Below are 22,849 nucleotides of genomic sequence, written 5' to 3' on the forward strand. Positions count from 1 at the left end.
AGCATGCTGCGCCCCCTAAATGAGTCTCGTTCAGTCCTGCTGCGTCAGCACGACCTGCTTTTTCTGGCGGTTCACCTTGATGTAGTAGCCCAGCAGCAGCACCGCGACCCATACCAGCCCGGCATACAGGGAAATACGCGTCGTTGGGAAGTAACCGATCAGGCCGATGATAAACACCAGGAAGATGATGGCAACCACCGAGGTGAATACCCCACCGCGCAGTGGAAACGCCAGCTTGCTAACCTGATCCTTGCTCAAGCTGCGGCGGAAAGCGATCTGCGAGAACAGGATCATGATCCACACCCACACGGTGGCAAAGGTCGCCAGTGAGGCAATCACCAGGAACACGCTTTCCGGCATGATGTAGTTGAGATACACGGCGATCAGCATGGCCGCCATCATCACCACTACAGTCACCCACGGAATACCGCGTTTGGAGATTTTGCTGAATACCTGCGGGGCATGCCCCTGCTCCGCCAACCCATGCATCATACGGCCAACGCCGAATACATCGCTGTTAATCGCCGACAATGAAGCGGTGATCACTACGAAGTTAAGAATACCAGCCGCAATGGTGATCCCCATATGCTGGAAGGTCAGCACAAACGGGCTACCGTTGGTCCCCACCTGGTTCCACGGATAGATGGACATGATGACGAACAGCGTCCCGACGTAGAACACCAGGATACGCCAAGGCACCGAGTTGATGGCTTTAGGGATCGACACTTTAGGATCTTTGGCTTCACCGGCGGTAATGCCAATGATTTCAATCCCACCGTAGGCGAACATCACCAGCTGTAGCGACAGGATCATGCCAATAAAGCCGTTACTGAAGAAGCCGCCGTTGACCCACAGGTTATGTATCCCGGTCGGTTGCCCTCCGTTGCCGATGCCCCAGAAGATGATGCCGATACCGGCGACGATCATGATGATAATGGTCGCCACCTTGAAGAACGAGAACCAAAACTCCAGCTCACCGAACACCTTCACGCTCATCAGGTTGATGGCACCGATGATCAGCACCACGCTCAACACCCAGATCCAATGCGGCACTTCCGGGAACCAGACGCCCATGTAGATGCCGAAGGCCGTCACGTCGGCAATGGCAACGATCAAGATCTCAAAGCAATAGGTCCAACCGGTAATGTAACCTGCCATTGGGCCGAGATAATCCTGGGCATAGCGCGAGAACGAGCTAGCCTGCGGATTATTCACCGACATTTCGCCCAGTGCGCGCATGATGATAAAGGCAATGATACCGCCGATCAGGTAAGCCAGCAGGACGCTGGGGCCAGCCATTCTGATGGCCTCTGCGGAGCCGTAAAACAGACCGGTACCAATGGCCGAACCCAGGGCCATAAAACGAATGTGGCGCGTGCTGAGGCCACGCTTGAGCTTATTGGCTGGAGCTGCGGTGGGTGACTGTTGTTGCATGAAAATGACCCGTCTTTATTTAAACGTAAAAAAGCCACGGACAAGTCCGTGGCCTAAAATTCAGACCGTAGGTTTAAGGGTGAGCAGTCACTTGGCTGCGTGCAAAAACCCGATCATAAATCGCGACCAGTACCAGCATCAGCAGCGAAGGTGGCAACCATGCCAGCCCCTGCGCCGCCAGCGGCAGGTGATTGGTCCATTCTGGCATCAAATGCTGGAAGTTGGACGCTTTCACCGCATCAAGGATACCAAACAACAGGCTGACTAACATCACCGGCGCAACAATACGTGATGCACTGGTCCACCAACGCAGGGTGAAACTCAGCAGCACCAACACGATGCAAGGTGGATAGATCGCGGTCAGCACCGGGATCGAAATCTGGATCAGGTGGCTCAGGCCGAGGTTGGAAACCACCATCGAGAACAGGCCGAGAATGAATACCAGCGTCTTGTATGAGAACGGCAGGTATTGCTCAAAGAACTCCGCACAGGCACAGGTCAGGCCCACCGCGGTCACCATACAGGCGATGAAGATCAGTGCCGCCAGGAAGAAGCTGCCCAGGCCGCCGAAGGTATTTTGCACGTAGGCATGCAGCACTACCGCACCATTGGTGGCATCTGGCGTCAGCACGCCGCTGCCGGAGCCCAGTTTGAACAGGCTCAGGTAGACCAGCGTCAGGCCCACACCGGCGATCAAACCGGCCAGGATGGTATAACGGGTCAGCAGACCAGCGTCCTTCACCCCACGAGAACGTGCGGCGTTAACGATAACGATACCGAACACCATGGCGCCCAGCGTATCCATCGTCAGATAGCCGTTAACAAAACCGGAAGAGAACGGCACGGTTTGGTAGGCATCCACCGCCGGGATCGGCGTCCCAGCAGGCCACAACACTGCGGCAATACCCAGCACGGCCAACGCCACAATCTTCAGCGGAGCCAGAATATGGCCCACGGTGTCAAGCAAGCGGCCTGGATAGAGCGAGATGCCAATCACCAGTGCGAAATAGACCAGGCTGTAGATAAACAGCGGCATGGCACCGTCACCGGTCAACGGCGCAATACCCACTTCAAAGGAAACGGTCGCGGTGCGCGGGGTGGCAAACAGCGGGCCAACGGCAAGGTAGCACACCGTTGCCAGTAGCAGACCAGCGCTACGGCCAATCGGTGAGCTTAATGCATCAACGCCTCCGCCAACGCGAGCCAAGGCAATCACGGTGAGAACAGGTAGACCCACTGCGGTGATCAGAAAACCAATTGCCGCGGTCCAGACGTGTTCGCCAGACTGCAAACCCACCATCGGCGGGAAGATGATGTTCCCGGCTCCGACGAATAAGGCAAAGGTCATAAAACCCAAAGCCAGAATATCTTTTGACGCTAAACGATGACTCATAATCTGTTGTGCTGCCTGTTGAAATAAAAAATTGCCGATAAGCATGGTGGCAAAAGTGCCCCACTTCGGTTCGGTTGCCGGCCTGCTCTCTCATCGTAATACTCATGGGCAACAGACAGCGCGCAATAGCGGCGTCTGACCTTGATAAAGGCGAATACGCATGATGACGAGCAGATTTTTAGACGTTTTTTCCCGTGCTGAATTCCAGGCCGCAATCACCGCGGAATGCTGAGGAAAATGGAGGTTTAGTCCGGCAATAGGGGGATAGTTAAACGTTTATAGTGCCAAAAGGCAATACGCAGGACAGAAAGCAGAGTGATCGTCCAGATAATATTGCTCATCCAGTCGAACATAGGGGTTATCAATAAATATGCACTACATGATTTGTATTATTTTTAAGCACATCACTCACGAAATGTGAAACAAATGGTTACATAGTGCGTGAAAACACCAATAACCAGACACTAAACGCGTGTCATGTGCTCATTTTACTGGCGTTTACCAGACCGACGCTGCGATATTGACCACGCTACGCAGCTTATCCCACTGCTGCTGCTCACTCAGGCTGTTGCCCTCTTCGGTAGAGGCAAAGCCACACTGCGTGCTCAAGCATAGCTGTTTGATATCGACGAACTGCGTTGCTTCCTTGATGCGTTGTTGCACTACCGCCCGATCTTCCAGCTCACCGGTCTTGGTGGTGATCAACCCTAGTACCACCTGCTGTTTGCCCGGCCTGATAAAACGCAGTGGCTCAAAACCGCCAGATCGTTCGTTATCATATTCCAGGAAGAAGGCATCAATATTGACCTGGCCAAACAGGATTTCCGCTACTGGCTCGTAACCGCCTTCCGAGATCCAGGTGGAACGGAAGTTACCACGGCAAACATGCAGACCAATGGTCAAGTCTTCCGGTTTACCGGCGATGGCTTTATTCAGCACCTCTGCGTAGGTTCGGGCCAATTGCTCAGGATCTTCACCCCGCTCACGGATCTGGCGCTTCTGCTCGTCGGAGCACAGATAGGCCCAGACGGTATCGTCAAGCTGCAGGTAGCGGCAGCCAGCGTCGTAAAAGGCTTTGATCGCATCGCGGTAGGTTTGTGCCAGATCGTCAAAGTAGCTATCCAGATCCGGGTAAACCAGCGGGTCGATCGCCTTACGGCCACCACGGAAATGCAGCACGCTCGGGCTCGGGATGGTCATCTTCGGTACAGCATCACCGGCTACGCTTTTCAGAAAACGGAAATCCTCCAGCATCGGATGGTTGCTAAAGCCCAGTTTGCCAGTCACCTTGATGCTGCGGGCCTTGGTTTGCACGCCGTTAAACTGAATGCCCTGCTCCACGTCATAGCCTTCTACACCATCAAGCCCCTCAAGGAAGTCGAAGTGCCACCAGGCACGACGGAACTCGCCATCTGTCACGACCTGTAAGCCTATCTCTTGCTGTTTGCCAACAATATGGCGGATTTGCTCGTTTTCTACTGCGCGCAGCTGAACCGCGTCGATCTCACCATTCTGAAACTGCTGACGGGCCGTTTTCAGCGCCGCAGGGCGCAACAGACTACCGACAACGTCGGCGTGAAAGGCATGGCTGGCTTTGGACATGTTCTGCTCCGATGATGCACTGAGGGCTTACCGCCGTCAGTTCCAATCATTGACAAGTTGAATTATTACGCCGGGTTACAAATGGACATCCAGACGTCTACACTGCTTGAGTGCATCCTTTCATGTCACCGGTCACCCGGCAATGGAGAAATTTTCATTGGTGTTGAATTAAATTCAAGTTGGCCGGACTACTCCAACCCCAATAGAGCGCGGGTTTTGCGCAGCGTATCTGGCGGCAACGGCAGATAGCCGTCGTGATTTACCAGATCCTGTCCCTGCGCAGACAGTACACGGTCGAGGAATGCCGCCGTCAGGGGCTCCAGCGGCTGGTTGGGAGCTTTGTTGATGTAGATATACAGATAGCGCGCCAACGGATAGCTACCGTTACGCACGTTGGTTTCGCTAGGTTCAATATAACGGTCACCCGTTTCTGCCAGGGGCAACAGCCGCACACCGCTGGCACGAAAACCGATGCTGGCATAGCCAATGCCGTTTAACGATCCGGCCACCGCCTGCACCACCGAGGCCGACCCCGGCAGTTCATTCACCCGCGCCATAAAATCACCACCGCATAACGCACGCAGCTTGAAATACCCATAGGTACCCGAGGCGGAGTTGCGGCCAAAACGTTGCAAGGCACGCTGCTGCCAGCCGCCCTGCAGCCCCAGCTCTCCCCAGCGATTAATCGGCGTGTTTTCCCCGCAGCGGCGGGTAGCGGAAAAGATTTGATCCAGCTGTTGCAGATTCAACCCACGTAACGGATTGTCCTGATGCACCAGCACCACCAGCGCATCAACCGCGACCGGCACCGCCAGCGGAGCATAGCCATAGCGGTGCTCAAATGCCGACACCTCCGCCGCCTTCATTGGCCTGCTCATTGGCCCAAGCTGCGCCGCTCCTGCCGCCAATGCGGTGGGTGCCGTCGAAGAACCGGCAGCCTGCAGTTGCAGGTTCACGTTGGGATAGTGTCGGCTGAAATCCTGCCCCCACAGCGCCATCAGGTTGGCCAGGGTGTCGGAACCTACGCTAGACAGGTTACCGGAAAGCATGCCGTCCGGAGCAGCCACGGCCTCGCGGCCAACCGACAGCAGCAGGCAAAGCAGCAAAGCTTGGGTAAATCGATTCATGGCGGGCTACCTGTTAATTTTTCACCGCATTCTCTGCTAAAGCCGCGGGAACAATCAACCGGTTAGGCAAGGTAAAGATAAAACGGGTGCCGATGCCTGGCTCGCTGAGGATCTCCAGCCGTGAATCATGATGGCTGAGCGCATGCTTCACGATCGCCAACCCGAGCCCACTGCCGCCGGTCTGGCGCGAACGTGCTTTATCCACGCGATAGAAACGCTCGGTCAGGCGTGGGATATGCTCGGCACCGATGCCCGGCCCGTTATCGCTGACCTGGAACTGAGCCCCGTGCGGCGTCTGCTGCCAGCTCACTTCGATGTTGGTACCCGCCGGAGTATGGTTGACAGCGTTGTACACCAGATTGGAAACCGCGCTGCGCAGCTGATCCTCATTACCGAACACCTGCAGATTTTCATTCACCCGGAAATTGATCTGGTGATTACCACTGCTGAGCGACTGCGCCTCACGCTGCAATACCCGCAGCATTAACGGAATATCAACCTTCTCGTTCATATCCACGTTTGGCGCGGCCTCTATCCTGGAAAGCGTGAGCAACTGCTTTACCAACCCATCCATGCGTTTGGTCTGCTCTTGCATGGTGCCCAAGGCTTTGCCACGCAGCGAACCATCCAGCTCTTCATCGCTCATCATCTCCAGATAGCCTTGCAGCACCGTTAGCGGCGTACGCAGCTCATGACTGACGTTGGCAAAGAAGTTGCGTCTGGCCCCCTCCAGTTGACGCATCTGGGTCACATCACGGGCCACCATCAGCAATTGGCCTTCGGAGTACGGCATGATACGGAATTCGACAAAGTGCTCGTTATTCAGCTGTAGCGTCAGCGGCCGGGTAAATTCTTGCTGTTGCAGATAATGGCTGAATTCCGGATAGCGCAGCAGGTTGAGAATGTGTTGGCCGTTATCTTCCGGCCAGCGAAAGCCCAGCAGATGCTGTGCCAGGCCGTTACACCAGAAGATATTACCCTCAACGGTGGTCATCACCACCGCATCCGGTAAGGATTCGGCCCCACTACGGAAGCGTTTGATCAACAACGCAAGCTCACGGCGCCGACGGCGATTACGCTGCTGCATCTGGTACAGACCATAGAACAGCGGCTCCCAGCTCCAGCGGCCAGGCGGCGGCGTCATGCTGCGGTCCACCCACAGCCAATGGGAGAGTTTGAGTTGGTTATAGAAGTTCCAGGCCAGGGCAGCCAGCACCGAAACCAACAGCAGCCAGGGCAGATAACCGAAAATCAGCCCCAGCAATAAGGCGGGCAGGCAAAAAAGGGCCAGCTCCAGCGCCAGCCTCTTCCACGATAAACGTTCTAGCACGGTAACCTCTCCAGCGCTGTGCGATCAGTAGCGCGTTGAGAACCGATAACCGGTACCGCGAACGGTTTGAACCATCTTGTCATGACCACTGGTCTCCAGCGCCTTACGCAGCCGGCGGATATGCACATCAACGGTGCGGTCTTCCACATAAACGTTAGTGCCCCAGACGTGATTAAGCAACTGTTCGCGGCTATAAACACGCTCCGGATGAGTCATAAAGAAGTGCAGCAGCTTGAACTCTGTCGGCCCCATCTCCAGCGCCTGCTCATTGGCCATCACCCGGTGTGAGGAAGGATCCAGGCTTAGCCCCTGCATTTCAATCACTTCTTCTACTGCCATTGGTGAAATACGGCGCATTACCGCCTTGATACGTGCCACCAGCTCCTTGGGGGAGAAAGGTTTGGTGATGTAATCATCCGCCCCAACTTCCAGGCCACGTACCCGATCTTCTTCTTCACCGCGCGCGGTCAGCATCATTACCGGGATATCCCGGGTCATCGCCTCACGCTTCATATGCTTGATAAACTGAATGCCGGAACCTCCCGGTAACATCCAGTCCAGTAACACCAAATCAGGGAACGGCTCAGACAGGCGCGTGACGGCACTGTCATAATCCTCGGCTTCCAACGGTTGGTAACCATTCTGTTCCAACACAAAGCACACCATCTCACGGATCGGCGCTTCGTCTTCCACCACCAGTATGCGTCTTGCCATCGTCAATCCTGCCAATGTGTTAGCGATCTCAGTTGATTGCGGTCGCCATTATGCGTCAGTTTTGTGACACTTTTATGAAAAAAAAGCCCCATTAATGGCAGTAAGCATAGCGATTATTTCTGACGGCAAACAAAAATCATTCGGCCCCCTGCTTGATTGAGCCACGACAGGAGAGATCCCCCCCTTTATAATCGTCGCCATTATGTTGTCGCCCTGGGAGTTTTATGCGCCTGATCCATACCTCCGACTGGCATTTGGGCCAGTACTTTTTCACCAAAAGCCGCGCCGCCGAGCATCAGGCCTTCTTACGTTGGCTGATAGAACAGGTGGAACAGCAGCGGGTGGATGCGCTGATCGTCGCAGGCGATTTGTTCGATACCGGCTCCCCACCCAGCTACGCCCGCGAGCTGTACAACCGCTTTGTGGTGGAGCTGCAACGCACCGGCTGCCAACTGGTGGTGCTGGGCGGCAACCACGACTCCGTGGCCACGCTGAATGAATCGCGTGAGCTGCTTTCCTGCCTGAACACCACCGTGATTGCCAACGCGCAAAGCGAGCTTGAGCAGCAAATTGTGGTGCTCAACCAGCTTGATGGCCAACCTGGTGCGGTGCTCTGCGCCATCCCGTTCCTGCGCCCACGGGATCTGCTCACCAGCCGCGCCGGTGAGTCTGGCAACCAAAAGCAGCAGGCCCTGCAAGAAGCCATCGCCGAACATTACCAAAACCTGTATCAGGCAGCTTGTGCGCGCCGCGATGCCTTGGGTTTGCCACTGCCGATCGTCGCCACAGGCCATTTAACCACCGTGGGCGTCACCACCTCGGATTCGGTACGGGATATCTATATCGGCACGCTGGACGCTTTCCCAGCTCAGGTGTTCCCTCCTGCCGATTACATTGCGTTGGGGCATATCCATCGTGCGCAGAACGTCGCCAAATCCGAGCATATCCGTTACAGCGGCTCGCCAATCCCACTGAGCTTTGACGAGTTAGGCAAAGCCAAAAGCGTGTTTATGGTCGATTTTGCCGACGGAGCATTGCAACAGATCACGCCACTGGAGATCCCCACCTTCCAGCCCATGCAGCTGATCAAAGGTGATTTGCAGCAAATCGAGGCCCAATTACAGCAGTTTGCCGATTATCAGGGTGAACTTCCGGTTTGGCTGGATATCGAAGTGGCCACCCAGGATTACCTCAGCGATATTCAGCGCCGCATCCAACAGTTGGCGGAAGATTTACCGGTTGAAGTGGTGCTGCTGCGGCGCAGTAAAGAGCAACGTAGCCAGACCCTTGCCCAGCAGGATAAAGAAACCTTGAATGAATTAAGCGTGGGCGAAGTCTTCGAGCGCCGGTTGGCGTTGGAAGCCGAGATGGCCGAACCGCGCCAACAGCAGATGCGGCAGATGTTCCAGCAGGTGGTAGAAACCTTGCATCACCATGAGGAGCCATCAGCATGAAGATCCTGAGCCTAAGGCTGAAAAACCTGAACTCGCTACAGGGCGAGTGGAAAATCGACTTCACGGCGGAACCCTTCGCCAGCAACGGTCTGTTTGCCATCACCGGCCCCACCGGAGCGGGTAAAACCACCCTGCTGGACGCCATCTGCCTGGCCCTCTATCACCAGACACCACGCCTGGAAGTTAGCGCCAGCCAGAACGAATTGATGACCCGCCACACCGCCGAATCGCTGGCCGAAGTGGAGTTTGAGGTCAAAGGCGTCGGCTATCGCGCCTTCTGGAGCCAACGCCGGGCGAAAAACGATCCGGACGGCAACCTGCAGGCTCCCAAGGTGGAGCTGGCACTGCGGGCAGACGGCAAAATCCTGGCGGATAAAATTTCCGATAAAAAAGAGCTGATTGCCGCGATCACCGGGCTGGATTTTGGCCGCTTCACCAAATCGATGATGCTGTCACAGGGCCAGTTCGCCGCCTTCCTGAACGCCAAGGCCAACGAACGTGCCGAACTGTTGGAAGAACTGACCGGCACCGAGATTTATGGACGGCTATCGGCACAGGTATTCGAACAGCACAAACAGGCGAAAAGCGATCTGGACGCTTTGCACCACCGTGCCAGTGGGATTGAACTGCTTAATGATGAGCAGCGCCAGGCGTTGGAAAACCAGCTCAACGAGCTCGGCGCTGAAGAGCAACTTCTCAGCCAACAATCACAGCGGCAACAACATCAGTTGAGCTGGCTGCAACGCTGGCACGCCATCCAGCAACAGACTCAGGATTATCAGCAACAGCTGTCTGGCGTGCAGCAGGAGTATCAACTGGCCGAACCGCAGTTGCAGCAATTAGCTCGCAGTGAGCCCGCCGAGAAACTGCGCCCGTTGCTCAATGAGCGTAATCGTTGTCAGCAGGATCGTTTGGCGTTACAGCAACAGATCGAACAGTTGGCTCAGCAGCAAGAGCGTCAATTGGCCGAACTGACTCCGTTACAACAGCAGTTGGAGCAGGCGCAAAAGGCCAGACAGGCCCAGGCGGAACATCAGCAACAGCAGCAGACGCTGATGGATGACAAGGTGTTGCCGCTCGATCATCAGATTGCTCAGTTACAAAACCAACTGGCAGAAGCGCATAAACAGCATGCAGAGAGCCAGCGGCAGAGCGATGAGCTGCGGCGCACGCTGGAACAACTCACCGAAAGACGCGGCCAACTGGCTACCCTGGCGGGTCAATATCAGACCAGACAGCTTGAACTCACGGCAGCGCTGGATAGCCAACTCCAGCAGCAAGCCACGTTAGAGGCGCAATCCCCACTGGAGAAACTGCGTCACCGCCAGGCCGAACTGAGTGGCTTGCGCCCGGCTCGCCAGCAGTTGTCGAAACTGACCTTACTATTCCAGCAGAACCAGCAGCGCCTTGAGCAACAGCGGCTCGAATTCACTTCGCGCCAAAAACAGCTGACCGAAGTAGAAACCCAGCTCGATGCGGTACGCCAGCAGTATAAACAGCAAAAAGCGCACCTGACAGACATTGAGAAGACGCTCGAACTGGAAAAACGCATCGTCAGTCTGGAAGCCGAACGGGCGCGTCTGCAAACCGATGCCCCCTGCCCGCTGTGCGGCTCCACGCACCATCCGGCGATCGAGCAATATCAGGCTGTCAAACCGTCAGAAACGGAGCAGCGCGTCGCTCAATTGCGCGCCCAAACCGAAGAGCTGCACACTAAAGGAACAGAGCTGCGTGCACGCAGTGAAAGCCTGAAAGAGCAGCAGCAACGCCTGCAAACGCAGTTGAACCAGGAACTCGAGCAGCAGGAAAGCTATCTGCAAAACTGGCAAACCCTCAGCGCGCCCTTGGCCTTCGACTTTACGCTGCAAGACAGCGCCCGGTTAACCGCCTGGCTGGAGGCTTGCGATAGTGAGGAACAGGCCGGTCAGCAACTGCTGTTGCAACACGAACGGCTCGCCAAGGCCGTGCAGCTTGCGAAGGATGCCCTGAATGCCCTGCAAAACGAACAGCAGAGTTCGCAACAGGAAGCGGCACGGTTGAATGAGCGCTTTGAACTGCTGCAGAAAAACCAGCAGGAAACTCAACGCCAATTGGCGCAGTGGCAACAGCAGTGCCTGACGAATGAAACTCAGCTGCTGGCACAGCGTAACGAACGCATCGCACTGTTTGGTGAGCGAACGGTGGCTGAAGCCCGTGAGCAGTTACGCACGGCACAAATCGCCGCAGAGCACGCCTTGCAGCAGGCCACGGAGCAATTGCACAAAGCGCAGGAGCAGCGCGATCGCCTGGCTGGCCAGTGGGTCGGTTTGCAGCAACAGCAACAACAGCAAGCCGAACGGGGGCAACAGGCCGAGCAGCAATGGCAGCAGGCCTTGGCCAGCAGCACCTTCGACGATGAGGCCGCATTCAACGCCGCACTACTGGATGACGACGTACGCCAGCGCTTACAGCAGCACAAAGAGCAGTTGCAGGAGCGTCAGGTGCGGGCCACAACGCTGTTGGCGCAGGCCGTACAAGCTCTGGAACAGCACCGTCTGGAACGCCCTGCGGATCTGGATGAAAGCCAGGTCAATATTGAGCAACTCACCACCGCGCTCAGCGAACTGGCAGAGCGGCTGAAAACATTACAGCTGCGCCAGGGCGAGGTACGTAACCAGCTGAGCAGCGATGCCGAGCGCCGCCTGAATCAACAGTCCCTGTTCGAACAGATCGCCCAAAGCCAGCAGCAGTACGACGATTGGAGCCTACTCAACCAGCTTATCGGTTCCAAAGAGGGCGACAAGTTCCGCAAGTTCGCTCAAGGTCTGACCCTTGATCATCTGGTGTACTTGGCCAACAACCAGCTTGGCCGCCTGCACGGGCGCTATCTGTTGCAGCGCAAAACCAGTGATGCGCTGGAGCTACAGGTGGTTGATACCTGGCAGGCCGATGCCTTGCGCGATACCCGTACCCTTTCCGGCGGTGAAAGCTTCCTGGTAAGTCTGGCGCTAGCGCTGGCCTTGTCCGATCTGGTCAGCCACAAGACCAGCATCGATTCGCTGTTCCTGGATGAGGGCTTCGGCACGCTGGACGCCGAGACGCTGGATACCGCGCTAGACGCCTTGGACAGCCTTAACGCCACCGGCAAAACCATCGGCGTGATCAGCCACGTTGAGGCGATGAAGGAACGCATCCCGGTGCAGATTAAGGTGAGAAAGGTCAATGGGCTAGGGGTCAGCCGGTTGGACGCACAGTTTCGCATCGAATAACTGCGACTGAAGTTTACGTCAAGAGGTAACTACGGCCAGAAGTGTGATCGCGGCTACAGTACAAGCTGAAAAGCATTGAGCCCGCGCCGACAACGGTTATCATGATAATGATTACAGGATTGTCACTGTGCATACAGGCAAAACCTGACCTCCGGGATCGCTCCTGGGCGTCGGGTTTTTTCGTTTTCAGCGGGCCGGGAATAGCCATGAAAATCGCTAAAATACTCAATAATAACGTAGTGATTACGCTGAATGACCATCAGGAAGAAACGGTGGTTATGGGGCGTGGCATTGGCTTTCAAAAGAAAGCCGGGGAAAGTGTGGATGAAAGCCTGATCGAAAAGGTGTTCACCCTCAACAGTGGCGAAATGAGCGAACGCTACAAAGAACTGCTGGCGGAGATCCCGCTGGCGTGTGTCACCACTGCCGACAAAATCATCACCCTCGCCCGCGAGCGGCTGCCGGGGAAACTGCATAACATTGTCTACATCACGTTGACCGACCATATCCATTTTGCGCTGCAACGCCACGCGCAAGGGTTGGATATCAAGAACGCGCTGCTGTGGGAGATCAAAAAACTCTATCCAAACGAGTTTGCCATCGGGCTTGAGGCGCTGACCATCATCGCCCAGCGTCTGGAAACCACGCTGCCGGAAGACGAGGCCGGATTTATTGCCTTGCACCTGGTCAACGCGCAGCTCAATGACGAAATGCACAACACCCTGCATATCACCCGCGTGATGCAGGAGATCCTCAATATCGTCAAATACCATTTCCGTTTTGACTACAACGAGGAGTCGCTCAGCTACCATCGCTTTGTCACCCACCTGAAATTCTTTGCCCAGCGCCTGTTAGGCAAGAATTACGTCAACAGCGAGGACGATTCGCTATATCAGGTGGTGAAGGAGAAATACCGCGAGTCATTCGCCTGTGCCGGCAAGATCAACCAGCACATCGAGAAGAGCTACCAGCACCAGTTGACCAGCGAAGAAATGCTGTTTCTGACCATCCATATCGAGCGGGTACGCAGCGAAAGCGAAAAGGATTACACGCCGAAGGAGTGAAGCTGGGGATCACAACGGGCACTGCATGCAGTGCCCCTACGAAGGTATGTTACACCTGAGGCCAGAGCCAGGCGGCACCGCGCACACCGCTCGAATCACCGTGAATTGCCTTACGGATTGGCGTTTCGCACTCGCCGCCAAATACCCAAGGTTTTACCAGTGACGGCACCGTTTGATACAGCCGTTCCACGTTGCTCATCCCGCCTCCCAGGACAATCACATCGGGATCAAAGAGATTGATCACGTGCGCCAGAGACTTTGCCAGCCGCATTTCGTAACGCTGAATAGCCAACTCTGCCACCGCATCCTGTTGTGCAGCCAGCGCCATAATTTCGTGACCTTTTCGCGCCTGACCACTCAGCCGCGCATAGTCGGTGGCGAAACCGGTCCCGGAGATAAAGGTTTCAATACAGCCTGGCTTACCACAGTAACAGGGCACCTCGGAGCGAAAACGCAGTTCATCCTCATCCAGCCACGGCAACGGGTTGTGTCCCCACTCGCCGGAAATGCCGTTGCCCCCGGCATGCACCTGTCCGTTTATCGCAACTCCAGCCCCACAGCCGGTGCCAATGATCACCGCAAACACGGTTTTTTTTCCGGCAGCGGCCCCATCCGTGGCTTCCGATACCGCCAGACAGTTGGCATCGTTGGCTAGCCGCACTTCGCGCTGCAGCATGGCAGAAAGATCTTTATCCATCGGCTGGCCATTCAGCCAGGTAGAGTTGGCGTTTTTTACCAGGCCGGTAAAGGGCGACAACGTGCCTGGGATCCCCACGCCCACCGAGCCTTGCTGGCCTGTTTTTTCCTCCGCCAGTGTCACCAGCCCGCAGATAGCCTCCAACGTCAGCTGATAATCATGACGAGGGGTGGCAATGCGATGACGGAACAGTTCTGCCCCATCGTTAGCCAACGCAATCACTTCAATTTTGGTGCCACCCAGATCGATACCAATACGCACAATTTCTCTCCCCAATTCAGCACGACAACAAACTTGCCGCCCAGTGTAGCGCATAGCCCGGCTCACGCCACGCTCACCGAATGTGACACCAATGGCAATTCCCCTATCTGGCTGTATGAAACGCGGCAGCGGACGCAAATCAACGGGAATGAGGCGATTTTTCAGCGTCAATTCGTTATTATGCCGCCCTGCTTTTGATGAATCTGCGTGCCAAATGCACGCCCAGCCTGGGATAACATTATGCTGTGGTTTAAGAATTTGATGGTTTACCGTTTGAGCCGCGACGTTGCGCTAACTGCGGATGAAATGGAAAAACAGCTCAGCGCCTTTGCCTTCACCCCGTGTGGCAGCCAGGACATGGCGAAAACCGGCTGGGTTTCCCCGATGGGCTCTCACAGCGACGCACTGACGCATGCGGTTAACGGCCAGATCATGATTTGCGCCCGTAAAGAAGAGAAGATCCTGCCCTCTCCGGTACTGAAACAAGAGCTGCAGGCCAAGATCGAAAAGCTGGAAGGCGAACAGCATCGCAAGCTGAAAAAAACCGAGAAAGACTCCCTGAAAGATGAAGTGCTGCATAGCCTGCTGCCACGCGCCTTCAGCCGCTTCAACCAGACCTATATGTGGATCGATACCGTTAACGATCTGATTATGGTCGATGCCGCCAGCGCCAAGCGCGCCGAAGATATGCTGGCGCTGCTGCGCAAGAGCCTGGGTTCTCTGCCGGTAGTACCTTTGACCATGGAAAGCCCGATCGAGCTGACGCTGACCGAATGGGTCCGCTCCGGCGAACTGCCAGCCGGCTTTATCATTCAGGATGAGGCCGAACTGAAAGCCATTCTGGAAGAAGGCGGGGTGATCCGCTGTAAGAAACAGAACCTGATCAGCGACGAGATTGCCGTGCATATCGAAGCGGGCAAGCTAGTGACCAAGTTGGCGGTAGATTGGCAGGAACGCATTCAACTGGTGCTGGCCGACGACGGCTCACTCAAGCGCCTGAAGTTTGCCGATACCCTGCGCGATCAGAACGATGATATCGATCGTGAAGATTTTGCCCAGCGTTTCGACGCCGACTTCATTCTGATGACCAGCGAACTGGCGGCCTTGATCAGCAATACCATCGAAGCCTTGGGTGGCGAAGCACAGCGCTAATAAACAAAAGGGGCGCAACGTTGCGCCCTCTGGGGAATGCCGGGGAAAATCTTCATCCCCGGCCAAACAACACTGATTACTTACTCAGATAACGACACAGGTAGGCCGTCGCATCGGCAACCTGAACGTTGAATTCACTCTGCGCAGGCACGAAGAACTTCTCGCCTGGCGTAAACACCTGCCAATCCGGTGCGCCCGGTAACAGCACTTTCAATGCCCCGGTGATCACCGTCATCTCTTCCGGCTGTGCGGTACCGAAGGTGTATTCACCCTCTTCCATCACCCCGACGCTGGTACGACCGATGCTGCTACTATCGTAACCGATAGACTTCACTTTCCCGGCAAAATACTCGTTCACTTTCAGCATAGACTGGCACCTGCGTAATCATCTTTGAGGGATCTCCATATTGGGGGATGAAACCGGGTCTGTCACTGGTTTTTGATGCGAAATGCGATCGTTACGCATGGCAAAACATGAGCGGGATCAAACAATGGGTTCGGCGGCCAACGTTCGGCGTTCTATTGCTCATTCCATCTGGCGGACATCACGGTTATTTCCGCTGTTGAAAATGGCTCAGGCTGCCATAAAGCGCCAGCAGACGGTCATATTCAGCAGGATCGTAGAAACTGCAGGTACCACGCCCAAACTCTTTGGCCACTTCCACGGCAAACTTCACCGCCAGCGCGATATCCACCTCATGGCTGGCACCGGTGCCACAACCCGGCACTACCGATTCAGTACAGATTGCCACACCTACTACTGGCGATGCCGTAGCAGTTGAGGGTTGCAGGATACTGTTGAGGTGATGAACGTCATTACCATAGGGCGTAATGTCCTGCATGGTGATCGGGAAGGTCACTGCCGGGCGGCCACTGGTCATTTCCATGATACGCAAAAGGTCTTCCGACACCCGCAGGATGTAGCCCTGTTTCACCGTCGGTGATAGTGCATAGCCCTTGTGGTTGATAATACGATTGCCCTTGGTGGTATCGATCGACAAAATGGCATCGGCTTGCGGCACCACTTCGTTATCATTCATCGTGACGTCATCGATGGGCGAATCCATAAAATCGACCGGATCGTGTGGGCGAGTGGGTGCGTTCGGGCAAATATGCGTAGTGATCACCACGTCACCAGGCAGAACGTCACCTTTGCGCTGCATTTCTGCCAGCTTTAGCGCACTGGCGATCGCCGCAATCGCCCCATCACCGTCTGACACCAATCCTATACGCGTGGGGCGAGCTCCAATGCCGCCCAACCGGCCAATAATTCCCAAGGTTGGCGCATCACCACCGGATTGCTTGCCTGCACTGCCAGGGATCTCGATGCGGACAAAATCCGTGGTGCCCTTCTCACCGCTGACACGATGAGTGCTGGCCTTGACCGACGGGTAGTGGGCAAACATATCGACCACGTCCTGCCCTTTGACATAGGCATTATCAATCAGCTCAAAGACCTGCAGCGTTTGTTGCAAACTCATGTTAATCCCTCGCAAATGTTGCCTGATAGGTTTATGCCTCCCGCAATTGCAGGCACGGCGTTACTTTCCCTTGCTGGAAAAGATCGAATTGAAGAAGTTGTATAGCGCATCACCGGCAATAAACCCGGCAGCCATGATCTCCATCGGCGCGCGACCTTTATCCCCCCAACGTTTGATGATCAGAATGCGCAACGCGATACCGGCAAGCACCGCCCATCCTGCCAAGGCATTATTAATCAGCAAACCTGTCGCAAGCAGCACGCCGAGCTGGCGTTTAGGCCCGCCAATAAACTGCACTATCGCGCCTGGTATGGCCCAAATCAGCAGGCTGGACGCAATACCGGGCTGGGCTCCTGCCTCAATGGTTTTGGCGTATACCCGGGCCACCGGTGGGATCAACTCCTGCAGGAAATAGCTGGTGTAAGAGAGATAAACCACGGGAATGGCGATCACAAAAGCAATCATGGCGGCAATCAGTTGAATACGCCGCCCCAGCAGTTCCTGCTGTAAATCCTTACCGTAACCCCGCAGGATAAAACCGGCTTTCAGGTCAAACCCCATATCGGCAAACGCCGGCCCGGTCGCTGCGGTAAAACCGGTCAGAATGCACAGCGCCAGAGGAGGGAAACCAAGCATGATCCCCACGATCAGCGTGATCAACGCCACCGCAAACGCCGGAAACCAGCCGGAATGCATCGCCGCAATGCCGACGATCAATTCATGTACAAAGGCAGCAAACGCGGCATAGATAACAAACAGCACCAGCATGGTCAGCGACATTTCGCTGTATAGCCCGCCCCCCAAAGCCAGCATCCCGGCAATCACGACATATCCGACAGCCCCCAGCCCCAAGGCCTTGCGTACTTCGCTGTCAGGTTGGGTATAGGTAGAGGTCGAACTTTGATTTTTGTTGCGGATCACCTGCACCACCTGGATCAATGCCACCAGCCCGGCACCGACCATCACGCCATGCGGAATATAGTGCGCATTGATGTCGACACCGGTCAGCGGCTGACCATAGGCACGCAACAGCAGGCCAACACCGAACATGCTCAGCGCCCAGATATTGCCAATAAATGCGGTACCGAAGGCCGCCATAGGGATCTTCAACATGGAGCCTGCAATCCCCACAACAACGCCGACAACCAGTAACCAGGCCTGTTTACCACCACGGTCACCGGCCTTGATAGCCTCCGCCGCCGCGACTCCCGGGGGCCAGGCATTGGCCGCTGGGAACACTTTAGTGTCAAACATCCGGTACAGCAGGTAAGCATCTAGCAGCATCGCCGCCGCTACGCCGCAAAACATCGGCAGGATCAATTGCGGTTGTCCCATGACATAAGGCACGGCAATCGGCATCAGCAGGCTATTGGCCGCCCCGAAGGTGGCTGAGGAAATTACCGTTTGGGCCAGATTCTGAGTGTGTATCGAACGATAGCGTTGGAACATGCGCAGCGGGATCCGGGCCAGCAGCATGGCGATCAACGCACCAATAATCGAAGTATTAGGCGTCACGCCCAAGGTGGTGATCAACTGTACGCCAATTATCGCCCCGACGACGGATAACAGCACCATCACCAGTAACGTACCGATATCTTTCAATGGATTACTCGTTATATCTGGTTTCATAAATCCACCCTGTGAATATCCCTGCTAAATGGCAAAAATAATATTTCGGACACAGATTGCCGATAGAGTTCCATTATTCGAAACTCTACGCGGTGAAATAAATTATTTAGTGCCTGCCTTGGCCGCATTAATGGTAGAACGACTCTCTCTACCATTAACTCATCAGCGAGATGCCCTGGTGTTGGCGCGCTAATCAAGCCGGTTTACGGTGATCTATTTGATCTGTTGCCAATAGTCATCACCGAGTTTTTCTGCCAGTTGCCGGGAAACCGTCATTAATGCCTCAAGCACCTGGGGAGAATAAGGCTGCTCCTCGGTCTGGGAGGGGAAAGAGAGACATAACCCCACCGTCTCACTACGGTGTTTATTCCTCACCGAGGTTGCTAACGAACTGATACCCGGCAGCGTTTCGTTACGGGCCAATGACCAGCCCTGCTGCCGGATGGTTGCCAGCTTTTGCAGCAACGCCTCCAGCGTTTTGGGAGAGTTTGCCGAGGAGACTTCGTAGCCGGTTGCGAAACGCTCACGCACCTGCTCATCACTTTCCCGCGCCAGTATCGCGCGCCCCACAGAGGTTTCTGCCGCTGGCGAACTGGCCCCCACCGGTGTCACCACCTGTAGGAAATGGCGGCCAGGCAGCGTACGCATCACCCAATTCTCCCGCCCCTCCAACACCGATATATAGCCGGTACAGAAGGTTAACTGATTAAGCTGCATCATCGCCGCCGTGGCACTTTCCACCAGCGGAGTGGAAAGATAATGGCTGGCCACCCCAAGCAGCAGATAGCCAATATGATACTGACGGCTTTGCGGATCCCGCTCTAACAGCCCCTGGCTTTCCATCGTTTGTAGCAGGCGTGATACGGTGCTTTTTGGCAGCCTCAACCTTTCGACGACATCAGTAAAAGAAATTCCTCCTTGGCCATGCGTTATCTGCCGTTGAGAAAACAGTTTTAATACCGCGGCAGCATTTTCCAAGGTCGTCATAATTTGCCTTGTTCCACTATATGGAACTCAGTTCCCAGTCGATATTTAGAAACCTAAAACCCACACCTCTTATCGTCAAGAAGTTTATTTTTATTACACGGTGAAATCACAGCGAATGATGCTTTAATATTGAAAATACTGCACAGATCGCCAAGTTATTTTTCGAGTGAGTTGGTTTATATCCGTCTTACAGCGTTAATATCAGCATAAGATACCAATATTCACCCAGTCATCAGTGCGGGGGATGCCGCTATTAAAAGATTGCGCAAGATATAAATCGCGAGAAGTCTCGAACAGAATGATGAGGATGGACCCAAAGGCGGGGAAAAACCGGTCATGGATAGCACAACGCTGTAGAAAAAATGAAGCCGGTTTATACCGGCCACTTGTTGTTACACCGCTGGCTATTCGCCCAGGCTTTCATCTTCGTAACGCCGCTTGGCGTCTAACGCTTCCCGTTCGGTTTCGTGCTCGCTGATCAGCGTATCAGGTTTGGGGTGATCGGCCCGTAGCTCATACCAACGAACCTGCTTGCCCACTTCGCCCTTGTCTACGACCTTGATACGCGCCGTTCTCGGGTAGGGAGGTTTACTCGGCATAGTGCTCTCCAATGTGATGACCTGCGGTTAAGTATAGACAACCACACGGAAATGCCAGTTATCGGCGCGACCCCAAATCCCGATCCTGGTGTTCACCGGCCAGCAACTGCGTCAATTCAACACAGGACTGGATCTGGCCATCACGCACGGTGAAATGAGCCAACACCCTGATCTGGCTCTGGCTGCCATCACGTTTTTCAATATTCACCCAATGATGGGTGAAGACATTTTCCCCATCAGCGGCGATGGCGAGGATCTGAAGCTGCATGCTGCAAGTGATCTGTTTAAGCAAGGCCATATGCTGGATAAACTGCGGGTAATCTAGCGTATGACCATCCACCGTCTGGTGATAGTGGCGGCTGAACAGATTGGCAATCAGCTCGGGCTGGTGTTCAGGGTTAGCTACAATTTGCTGTAAAGCCGTAAGGACAAGGGTTTGGTGGATCATGCTGTTTTCTCCGGTGTGATAACGCCCGAAGAGCATAAAGGCAATCAGCAATGGCATAATAACCGTATCAAGCTATTCAATAACGCTAATCGGCCAATCTGATGAAACTGCACAGCGAACGTTTGTTGCACACTAAAAAACACCTGACGCCCTGGCATCAGCATCAACAGGGGCAGGTCTATCTGTTAAGCCACGGCATGATGATGTTGGAAACCGCGGGGCGGCAGTGGGCAATGACCGCCGGTAACCTTGGCTGGCTGCCGCCCCACTGTCCTCATCAGGCACTGGCCTGCGGCAAAGTGATCGGCTGGATCCTCTATTTACCCAAGAGCTGCTGCAATACACTGGCGGCAACGCCACGCTTGACCGCTGCCAACGCCTTAAGCTCGGCGCTGGTTGAACGCATTGCACAGTTTTCCGCGCCGCTTGAGATGGCGCAACAGCGTTTGGTGCAGGTTCTGCTTGATGAGATGCGAAGCGAGGAGGCCGAGCCGCTGCAATTACCGCTGCCGCAAGATGCCCGGTTGCTGAAGATTGCCTATGGCTTATTGAACGATCCCGCCAATGTTCGCCAACAAAGTGAATGGGCTGCATGGGCGGGCTTAAGCCCCCGCACCCTTAGCCGACGCTTTATGCAGGAAACCGGCATGAGTTTTTCCCGCTGGCGTCAGCAAGCCAGGGTGATCCGTTCGTTGGAGGCGCTATCGGCCGGTATGCCTGTTGCTAACGTCGCCAACGAATGTGGCTATGATAACGTCAGCGCCTATATTGCCGCCTTCCGTCAGCGATTTGGCATAACGCCAGGGCTTTATTTTACTTAGCGGCATACAGTTAAGCGGGCGCAGCATGCGGCGCCCCCTACAGCACATAGCGATTTGGTTGGGGTTGGTCAGTGGGATCGTGGCACAAGGTGTGGCCTGGGTAAGTTACTTCACCGCCTCGCCTTGCAAGACCGCCAAGATTTGCTCGACTACTTGCTGGGGATTAGCGGTGCCATCCATAACATGGTGCGCGGCCTCCTGATAGAGAGCCTCACGTACCGCCAGCACTTCCAGCATTTCTTCGGCGATGGGACGGCCAGTGAGCGTTGGGCGCTGCCCCTCTTCCGGAAACTCTGCCAGCCGTTGCGCCAATACGCTGGCTGGGGCACGCAGGTAGATCACCGTGCCATGCTGGCGCATAAAACGCCGGTTCTCTTCGGCCAGGATCGCCCCGCCGCCAGTGGCAACTATGGTTGACGGTTGGGTCACCGCTTGCAGGGTCTGAGTCTCGCGCTGACGAAAACCCTGCCAACCCACCTGTGCGACCATTTCCGCTACGTTCATTTGCGTGGTTTGCTGCATAAACAGATCGGTATCGATAAACCGATAGCCCAGCGCCTGCGCCAATGCACTGCCGACCGTGGTTTTACCTGCTCCACGAGCTCCTACCATAAAAATGGCTTGTGTCATTACGGGTTGTCCCTTTTGCGGTGACTGAATGCATTAGATTGCCTGCGAACCTGCCCGCAGGTCGATCGAGCGTTGGCGTTGTAACTGCATCATACCGCCCTGAATCTGTATTTCAATCTTTACGATAGTGTAAATTCCATAGCACAGCGGCTATTGGCAGCAAACCCATGCTTTACCTCCTGCGCCAGAAGATGCTGTAGATACGCATCCAACCGTGCAACAGGAATGGTGCGAAAGCCAAGGCGCTGGTAATAAGGTGCATTCCATGCCACTTGTACGAAAGTCGTTAGCGTTAACCGTTGGATGCCTTGGTGCAAGGCCAGCCCAGCAATCTCTTCGACTAGGCGCTTGCCCACGCCTTGCCGCTGCCAATCGGCCGCGACCGAAAGCTCGGCGATATGCCAGCTGTGCGCAAAAGGCTGAACCGCGATAAAACCGGCGATCTGCTCAGTTGGACTAGCCATCACCCACTCCCGCTGCTGAGCAATAAAATCGACGTGCTGCTGCGGGCTCATCACCTCGCCTTCGGCAATAAACTGTAACTCTGGCTGCTGGCGAAACAGTTGGGCGGCGGAACGTTCAACCACGACCAACTGCGGGATATCCTGCGGTTGTGCCAAGCGTAGCTTCAGGTTCATGTCTGGCTCCTGGTTAGCGGCCGGCTATTTAAACAGATTTTGCCGCAGGCAGAAATCACCAATAGCGCCATATGATAATGACTCTCATTTAAATATTCAATCAACAGCGAAGATACGGCATCCTCTTCCCTGAACAACCT

General features: G+C 55.1%; 20 protein-coding genes. 5 read left to right on the plus strand and 15 right to left on the minus strand.

The window, feature by feature from the left end; genetic code table 11:
* Positions 1–30 precede the first annotated feature (30 nt).
* The 6 genes from proY to phoB form a co-directional block, all read right to left on the minus strand.
* Positions 31–1,434 carry a proline-specific permease ProY gene (proY, locus tag ACMV5H_RS06350; RefSeq protein WP_021805512.1) on the minus strand — a complete coding sequence of 468 codons (1,404 nt, stop codon included), beginning with the start codon at positions 1,432–1,434 and terminating at the stop codon, positions 31–33.
* A 73-nt stretch (positions 1,435–1,507) separates the two neighbouring features.
* Complete coding sequence (gene brnQ, locus ACMV5H_RS06355) at positions 1,508–2,827, minus strand: branched-chain amino acid transport system II carrier protein (protein ID WP_037375329.1); 1,320 nt, start codon at positions 2,825–2,827, stop codon at positions 1,508–1,510.
* A gap of 498 nt (positions 2,828–3,325) precedes the next feature.
* The gene (locus ACMV5H_RS06360; RefSeq protein ID WP_179252245.1) at positions 3,326–4,429 is read right to left on the minus strand and encodes a cobalamin-independent methionine synthase II family protein; all 1,104 of its coding nucleotides are present in this window, start codon (positions 4,427–4,429) and stop codon (positions 3,326–3,328) included.
* Positions 4,430–4,617: 188 nt separating this feature from the next.
* Positions 4,618–5,556, minus strand: coding sequence for a PstS family phosphate ABC transporter substrate-binding protein (locus tag ACMV5H_RS06365; RefSeq protein ID WP_179252246.1), 939 nt, complete (start codon positions 5,554–5,556; stop codon positions 4,618–4,620).
* A gap of 13 nt (positions 5,557–5,569) precedes the next feature.
* Positions 5,570–6,886 (minus strand): phosphate regulon sensor histidine kinase PhoR, encoded by a 1,317-nt coding sequence (gene phoR / locus ACMV5H_RS06370; protein WP_115158601.1) that lies wholly within the window; start codon positions 6,884–6,886, stop codon positions 5,570–5,572.
* A 24-nt stretch (positions 6,887–6,910) separates the two neighbouring features.
* A complete protein-coding gene (gene phoB, locus ACMV5H_RS06375) occupies positions 6,911–7,600 on the minus strand; it encodes a phosphate response regulator transcription factor PhoB (protein ID WP_021180214.1) in 690 nt (229 codons plus the stop codon).
* A 224-nt stretch (positions 7,601–7,824) separates the two neighbouring features.
* Between phoB and sbcD the strand changes: the two genes are divergently transcribed.
* The 3 genes from sbcD (at position 7,825) to licT (ending at position 13,366) form a co-directional block, all read left to right on the plus strand.
* The gene (gene sbcD / locus ACMV5H_RS06380; protein WP_414821604.1) at positions 7,825–9,054 is read left to right on the plus strand and encodes an exonuclease subunit SbcD; all 1,230 of its coding nucleotides are present in this window, start codon (positions 7,825–7,827) and stop codon (positions 9,052–9,054) included.
* Positions 9,051–12,302, plus strand: a complete 3,252-nt coding sequence (gene sbcC, locus ACMV5H_RS06385) for an exonuclease subunit SbcC (protein ID WP_115158600.1) — start codon at positions 9,051–9,053, stop codon at positions 12,300–12,302. Before sbcD ends, sbcC begins: the two co-directional genes overlap by 4 nt.
* A 206-nt stretch (positions 12,303–12,508) precedes the next feature.
* The gene (licT, locus tag ACMV5H_RS06390) at positions 12,509–13,366 is read left to right on the plus strand and encodes a BglG family transcription antiterminator LicT (RefSeq protein WP_024483904.1); all 858 of its coding nucleotides are present in this window, start codon (positions 12,509–12,511) and stop codon (positions 13,364–13,366) included.
* 49 nt (positions 13,367–13,415) lie between these two features.
* Here the strand turns inward: licT and mak are convergent, their stop codons facing one another.
* On the minus strand, positions 13,416–14,324 hold the full coding sequence (mak, locus tag ACMV5H_RS06395; protein WP_115158599.1) for a fructokinase: 909 nt from the start codon (positions 14,322–14,324) through the stop codon (positions 13,416–13,418).
* Positions 14,325–14,564: 240 nt separating this feature from the next.
* Here mak and rdgC point away from each other — a divergent pair, with 240 nt between their 5' ends.
* Positions 14,565–15,476 (plus strand): recombination-associated protein RdgC, encoded by a 912-nt coding sequence (gene rdgC, locus ACMV5H_RS06400; RefSeq protein ID WP_021805520.1) that lies wholly within the window; start codon positions 14,565–14,567, stop codon positions 15,474–15,476.
* A gap of 76 nt (positions 15,477–15,552) precedes the next feature.
* On the opposite strand, the gene ppnP is transcribed toward rdgC, so the two are convergent.
* The 6 genes from ppnP to ACMV5H_RS06430 all read right to left on the minus strand — a co-directional run bounded on the left by ppnP (position 15,553) and on the right by ACMV5H_RS06430 (position 20,620).
* Positions 15,553–15,843: a pyrimidine/purine nucleoside phosphorylase gene (ppnP, locus tag ACMV5H_RS06405; RefSeq protein ID WP_021180225.1), complete on the minus strand. Its 291-nt coding sequence runs from the start codon at positions 15,841–15,843 to the stop codon at positions 15,553–15,555.
* Positions 15,844–16,027: 184 nt separating this feature from the next.
* Positions 16,028–16,957: a DUF1177 domain-containing protein gene (locus ACMV5H_RS06410; RefSeq protein ID WP_414821605.1), complete on the minus strand. Its 930-nt coding sequence runs from the start codon at positions 16,955–16,957 to the stop codon at positions 16,028–16,030.
* A 60-nt stretch (positions 16,958–17,017) separates the two neighbouring features.
* Positions 17,018–18,586 carry an OPT/YSL family transporter gene (locus ACMV5H_RS06415; RefSeq protein ID WP_021805522.1) on the minus strand — a complete coding sequence of 523 codons (1,569 nt, stop codon included), beginning with the start codon at positions 18,584–18,586 and terminating at the stop codon, positions 17,018–17,020.
* A gap of 213 nt (positions 18,587–18,799) precedes the next feature.
* Positions 18,800–19,573: an IclR family transcriptional regulator gene (locus ACMV5H_RS06420; protein ID WP_021805523.1), complete on the minus strand. Its 774-nt coding sequence runs from the start codon at positions 19,571–19,573 to the stop codon at positions 18,800–18,802.
* Positions 19,574–19,977: 404 nt separating this feature from the next.
* Positions 19,978–20,172 (minus strand): YaiA family protein, encoded by a 195-nt coding sequence (locus ACMV5H_RS06425; RefSeq protein ID WP_115158597.1) that lies wholly within the window; start codon positions 20,170–20,172, stop codon positions 19,978–19,980.
* Positions 20,173–20,230: 58 nt separating this feature from the next.
* Positions 20,231–20,620, minus strand: a complete 390-nt coding sequence (locus tag ACMV5H_RS06430) for a nuclear transport factor 2 family protein (protein ID WP_037375332.1) — start codon at positions 20,618–20,620, stop codon at positions 20,231–20,233.
* Between the two features lie 98 nt (positions 20,621–20,718).
* Here ACMV5H_RS06430 and ACMV5H_RS06435 point away from each other — a divergent pair, with 98 nt between their 5' ends.
* Positions 20,719–21,441 (plus strand): helix-turn-helix domain-containing protein, encoded by a 723-nt coding sequence (locus tag ACMV5H_RS06435; protein WP_115158596.1) that lies wholly within the window; start codon positions 20,719–20,721, stop codon positions 21,439–21,441.
* Between the two features lie 105 nt (positions 21,442–21,546).
* On the opposite strand, the gene aroL is transcribed toward ACMV5H_RS06435, so the two are convergent.
* Both aroL and ACMV5H_RS06445 read right to left on the minus strand, forming a co-directional pair.
* Entirely contained in the window at positions 21,547–22,071 is a 525-nt protein-coding gene (gene aroL, locus ACMV5H_RS06440) for a shikimate kinase AroL (RefSeq protein WP_021805524.1), read from the minus strand.
* A 119-nt stretch (positions 22,072–22,190) separates the two neighbouring features.
* Positions 22,191–22,709: a GNAT family N-acetyltransferase gene (locus tag ACMV5H_RS06445; RefSeq protein WP_414821606.1), complete on the minus strand. Its 519-nt coding sequence runs from the start codon at positions 22,707–22,709 to the stop codon at positions 22,191–22,193.
* Between the last annotated feature and the right edge of the window lie 140 nt (positions 22,710–22,849).

It is taken from the genome of Serratia sp. N21D137, assembly GCF_047530005.1.
Taxonomy (GTDB): domain Bacteria; phylum Pseudomonadota; class Gammaproteobacteria; order Enterobacterales; family Enterobacteriaceae; genus Chania; species Chania fonticola_B.

What these genes read in the sequence shown, in the direction of transcription:
- ppnP (WP_021180225.1), bottom strand. Translation starts at nt 15,843, where the DNA reads ATGCTGAAAGTGAACGAGTATTTTGCCGGGAAAGTGAAGTCTATCGGT.
- proY (WP_021805512.1), bottom strand. Translation starts at nt 1,434, where the DNA reads ATGCAACAACAGTCACCCACCGCAGCTCCAGCCAATAAGCTCAAGCGT.
- ACMV5H_RS06420 (WP_021805523.1), bottom strand. Translation starts at nt 19,573, where the DNA reads ATGACGACCTTGGAAAATGCTGCCGCGGTATTAAAACTGTTTTCTCAA.
- ACMV5H_RS06445 (WP_414821606.1), bottom strand. Translation starts at nt 22,709, where the DNA reads ATGAACCTGAAGCTACGCTTGGCACAACCGCAGGATATCCCGCAGTTG.
- ACMV5H_RS06365 (WP_179252246.1), bottom strand. Translation starts at nt 5,556, where the DNA reads ATGAATCGATTTACCCAAGCTTTGCTGCTTTGCCTGCTGCTGTCGGTT.
- sbcC (WP_115158600.1), top strand. Translation starts at nt 9,051, where the DNA reads ATGAAGATCCTGAGCCTAAGGCTGAAAAACCTGAACTCGCTACAGGGC.
- aroL (WP_021805524.1), bottom strand. Translation starts at nt 22,071, where the DNA reads ATGACACAAGCCATTTTTATGGTAGGAGCTCGTGGAGCAGGTAAAACC.
- licT (WP_024483904.1), top strand. Translation starts at nt 12,509, where the DNA reads ATGAAAATCGCTAAAATACTCAATAATAACGTAGTGATTACGCTGAAT.
- ACMV5H_RS06425 (WP_115158597.1), bottom strand. Translation starts at nt 20,172, where the DNA reads ATGCCGAGTAAACCTCCCTACCCGAGAACGGCGCGTATCAAGGTCGTA.
- sbcD (WP_414821604.1), top strand. Translation starts at nt 7,825, where the DNA reads ATGCGCCTGATCCATACCTCCGACTGGCATTTGGGCCAGTACTTTTTC.
- brnQ (WP_037375329.1), bottom strand. Translation starts at nt 2,827, where the DNA reads ATGAGTCATCGTTTAGCGTCAAAAGATATTCTGGCTTTGGGTTTTATG.
- ACMV5H_RS06410 (WP_414821605.1), bottom strand. Translation starts at nt 16,957, where the DNA reads ATGAGTTTGCAACAAACGCTGCAGGTCTTTGAGCTGATTGATAATGCC.
- phoB (WP_021180214.1), bottom strand. Translation starts at nt 7,600, where the DNA reads ATGGCAAGACGCATACTGGTGGTGGAAGACGAAGCGCCGATCCGTGAG.
- ACMV5H_RS06415 (WP_021805522.1), bottom strand. Translation starts at nt 18,586, where the DNA reads ATGAAACCAGATATAACGAGTAATCCATTGAAAGATATCGGTACGTTA.
- ACMV5H_RS06360 (WP_179252245.1), bottom strand. Translation starts at nt 4,429, where the DNA reads ATGTCCAAAGCCAGCCATGCCTTTCACGCCGACGTTGTCGGTAGTCTG.
- ACMV5H_RS06430 (WP_037375332.1), bottom strand. Translation starts at nt 20,620, where the DNA reads ATGATCCACCAAACCCTTGTCCTTACGGCTTTACAGCAAATTGTAGCT.
- rdgC (WP_021805520.1), top strand. Translation starts at nt 14,565, where the DNA reads ATGCTGTGGTTTAAGAATTTGATGGTTTACCGTTTGAGCCGCGACGTT.